We start from the raw sequence: 3,729 nt of genomic DNA on the forward strand, positions 1-3,729 counted from the left end.
CCCCGGCCGTTCCGCTCCTTCAGGAGGTATGACCGTGACCGTCACCATCGCCGAGGCCGTGGACGAGGCACTGCTGCCCTTCCCTTCCTCCCCCGTCGCGCTGTCAGTGGAAGAAGTGGCGCGTGCCGGTGAAGTACATCGTCACGCCCGCGCTCCGCGCGGCCTCGACGACCAGCTCGTCACGGACCGAGCCGCCGGGCTGGACGACCGCCTTCACGCCGGCCGCGGTGAGGATCTCCAGGCCGTCGGGGAAGGGGAAGAAGGCGTCGGAGGCCGCGTAGGCGCCGCGCGCCCGCTCCTCGCCGGCCCGCTCGACCGCGAGCTTCGCGGAGTCGACGCGGTTGACCTGGCCCATGCCGACGCCGACCGAGGCGCCGTCCTTGGCGAGCAGGATCGCGTTGGACTTGACCGCGCGGCAGGCCTTCCAGGCGAAGGAGAGCTCGGCGAGCTCCTCGGCGGAGAGCGCCTCGCCCGTCGCCAGGGTCCAGTTCGCCGGGTCGTCGCCGTCCGCCTGGAGGCGGTCGGTGACCTGGAGCAGCGCGCCGCCGTCGATCGGCTTGACCTCGACCGGGTTGGCCGGGGCGCCCTCGGCGCGCAGGACGCGGATGTTCTTCTTCTTGGCGAGGACCTCGACCGCGCCGTCCTCGTACGCCGGGGCGACGATGACCTCGGTGAAGATCTCCGCGACCTGCTCGGCCATCGCGACCGAGACGGGGCGGTTGACGGCGATGACGCCACCGAACGCGGACAGCGGGTCGCAGGCGTGCGCCTTGCGGTGGGCCTCGGCGACGTCGGCGCCGATCGCGATGCCGCACGGGTTGGCGTGCTTGATGATCGCGACGCAGGGCTCGGTGTGGTCGTACGCGGCCCGGCGCGCGGCGTCGGTGTCCGTGAAGTTGTTGTAGGACATCTCCTTGCCGTGCAGCTGCTCGGCCTCGGCGAGGCCGCCCGTGCCGTCGACGTAGAGCGCGGCGCCCTGGTGCGGGTTCTCGCCGTAGCGCAGCACGTTCTCGCGCGCGTAGGTGGCGCCGAGGAAGGCCGGGAAGCCGGAGTCGTCGGCGGCCGCGTAGTCGTCGGCGAACCAGGAGGCGACGGCCACGTCGTACGCGGCGGTGTGCCGGAAGGCCTCGCCCGCGAGGCGCTTGCGGGCGGTCAGGTCGAAGCCGCCGGCCTGCACGGCGGCGAGCACGTCGGCGTACCGCTCGGGGCTGGTGACGATGGCGACCGACGGGTGGTTCTTCGCCGCGGCGCGGACCATGGACGGGCCGCCGATGTCGATCTGCTCGACGCACTCGTCCGGGGTGGCACCGGAGGCGACCGTCTCGCGGAACGGGTAGAGGTTCACGACGACCAGGTCGAAGGGCTCCACGCCCAGCTCGGCGAGCTGCTCGCGGTGCGACTCCAGGCGCAGGTCGGCCAGGATGCCGGCGTGCACGCGCGGGTGGAGGGTCTTGACGCGGCCGTCCAGGCACTCGGGGAAGCCGGTCAGCTCCTCGACCTTGGTGACCGGCACACCGGCGGCGGCGATCCTCCCGGCCGTGGAACCGGTGGAGACGAGCTCGACACCGGCCTCGTGCAGACCGCGGGCCAGCTCCTCGAGCCCCGTCTTGTCATAGACGCTGACCAGCGCGCGGCGGATGGGCTTAACGGTGTCCGTGTTCACCGACATGAACCTTTCGTCCCTCAATGCGGTAGCCGTGCCGGGCGAGACGCCCCACGACGTCGACGAGCAGCGAGCGCTCGACTTCCTTGATGCGCTCGTGAAGAGCGTCTTCATCGTCCTCGTCCCGCACCTCGACCACGCCCTGGGCGATGATCGGGCCGGTGTCGACACCGTCGTCGACGAAGTGGACGGTGCATCCGGTGACCTTCGCGCCGTAGGCGAGGGCGTCGCGCACCCCGTGGGCACCGGGAAAACTGGGCAGCAGGGCCGGGTGGGTGTTGACGACCCGGCCGCCGAAGCGGGCGAGGAACTCCTTGCCGACGATCTTCATGAAGCCGGCCGAGACGACGAGGTCCGGCTCGTGGGCGGCGGTGGCCTCGGTCAGGGCGCGGTCCCACTCCTCGCGGGTGGCGTGGTCCTTGACGCGGCAGACGTAGGTGGGCAGCCCGGCGCGCTCGGCGCGCTCCAGACCGACGATGCCGTCGCGGTCGGCGCCGACGGCGACGACCTCGGCCCCGTACCCCTCGGGGTCGGAGGCGATGGCGTCGAGGAGGGCCTGCAGATTGGTACCGGACCCGGAGACCAGGACGACGAGGCGGGCGGCAGCCACTGGGTCACTCTTTCCGTGGTGTTTGTGCGGTCATACGAACGAATCGTGCCGCTCGATACGGGGAACCCTACGAACGGCTCGACCGTCAGCAACGATACCGGCACACGGGACGGCCCCCACGGGACGGGGGCGGAGCAGGACGGTAGCGTCAGGGTCCGACCCGGGACCGAGCTCCCGGCGGCGGGCGTCCGAGCACGGCCGAGCAGCAGACCAGCAGCAGACGAGACAGCAGCGGAGACCACGGGTGCGGCCGTGGTCGCGACGACAGAGGGAAGACGTCCAGCAGATGCCGGATCGCCAGTCCACGAACGACGACAACCCGTTCGCACCGCCGCCCGAGGGCCGGCCGGACCAGCCGTGGCAGCCGCGGCGGCCGGAGGGGACGGACGACGACGCCGACGGGTCCCCGGACGCGTCGGGCCCGTCCGACGGCCGCTGGAGCCCACGTCAGCCGGGCCCCTCGGGGGACGGCTTCGGCCGGGGTCCGGAGCGGCAGGGCGGCGGCCAGGGAGGTCCGGAGGGCGGTCCCGGCCGGGGCGGTCCCGGGAAGGGCCCGGGGCTCCGCTGGGACCCGACGGACCCGGCGCAGCGGCGCGCGCGGTACGCCATCCTCGCCGGCATGTGGGCCTTCTTCTTCGCCATCTTCGAGATCCCGGAGCTGGCGCTGCTGCTGGGCGCCCTCGGCCTCTACTGGGGCGTCAGCTCGCTGCGCGCCAAGCCGCGGCCGGCCGCTGACCTGTCGCCGACGTCACAGCCGGCGTCCCGCCCCTCGGGACAGCCGCAGGGCGCCGCGGCCCCGGCCGGGGCCGCGGCCTCCGGGGCGACCCCGGTACCCGCCCCGGGCCGCTCCCTGCGCACCGCCGCCATCAGCGGTCTGGTCGCGTCGTGCGTCGCCCTCGCGATCGTCGCCGTGGGCTTCACCATGCAGCTGGTCTACAGCGACTTCTACGAGTGCCGTGACGACGCCCTGACCCATCAGGGTCAGCTGGCCTGCAACGACCTGCTGCCCAAGCCGCTGCGCGCGGGCTTCGGCGTCCGGGAGTAGCGGGTCCGGCGGCGTTCAGCCGCCGGACGGCGGGGCCGGCGGTCGCGGCTCCTGCGGCCCGGCCCTCCCGGCCTCGTCCGCGGGCGGCTCGGCGGGAGCCGGCGCCGGCCCGGCGTCGTCGGACGGGGCCGCGGGCCGGGGCGCGGCCCGGAGCGGCAGCGGCGGCGAGGGCTCCCAGGCCGCCGGGAGGAAGTCGTAGGGCTCGTAGCCGGAGTCGTCGTCGAGGTCGTCGAAGTCGTCGAGGTCCGGGCCGACGGCACCGGCCGGGCGGGGGGGGGGGGGGGGCGGGGGCGGGGGGGGGGGGGGGGGGGCCGGGGGGGGGGGGGGGGGGGGGGGGGGGGGGGGGTGGGGGGGGGGGGGGGGGGGTTGTCGGTTGGGTTTTTGTTTTTTTTTCCCGCCCCCGTTAAGTAC

The 3,729-nt window shown here is 74.1% G+C and carries 3 protein-coding genes; 1 reads left to right on the forward strand and 2 read right to left on the reverse strand.

The genetic code is table 11. The features are described 5' to 3' along the window. Window positions 1–103 precede the first annotated feature (103 nt). Together purH and purN are read right to left on the reverse strand one after the other, a co-directional pair. Window positions 104–1,669: a bifunctional phosphoribosylaminoimidazolecarboxamide formyltransferase/IMP cyclohydrolase gene (gene purH, locus ACZ60W_RS37070; RefSeq protein WP_469759810.1), complete on the reverse strand. Its 1,566-nt coding sequence runs from the start codon at window positions 1,667–1,669 to the stop codon at window positions 104–106. Then, a complete protein-coding gene (gene purN / locus ACZ60W_RS37075) occupies window positions 1,644–2,273 on the reverse strand; it encodes a phosphoribosylglycinamide formyltransferase (protein WP_469759811.1) in 630 nt (209 codons plus the stop codon). The genes purH and purN overlap by 26 nt, the downstream gene beginning before the upstream one ends. Before the next feature lie 286 nt (window positions 2,274–2,559). On the opposite strand from purN, the gene ACZ60W_RS37080 reads away from it, so the two are divergent. After that, a complete protein-coding gene (locus ACZ60W_RS37080) occupies window positions 2,560–3,318 on the forward strand; it encodes a hypothetical protein (protein ID WP_469759812.1) in 759 nt (252 codons plus the stop codon). Window positions 3,319–3,729 lie beyond the last annotated feature (411 nt).

This window comes from Streptomyces sp. NPDC104202, from assembly GCF_055584185.1.

What these genes read in the sequence shown, in the direction of transcription:
- purH (WP_469759810.1), bottom strand. Translation starts at nt 1,669, where the DNA reads ATGTCGGTGAACACGGACACCGTTAAGCCCATCCGCCGCGCGCTGGTC.
- ACZ60W_RS37080 (WP_469759812.1), top strand. Translation starts at nt 2,560, where the DNA reads ATGCCGGATCGCCAGTCCACGAACGACGACAACCCGTTCGCACCGCCG.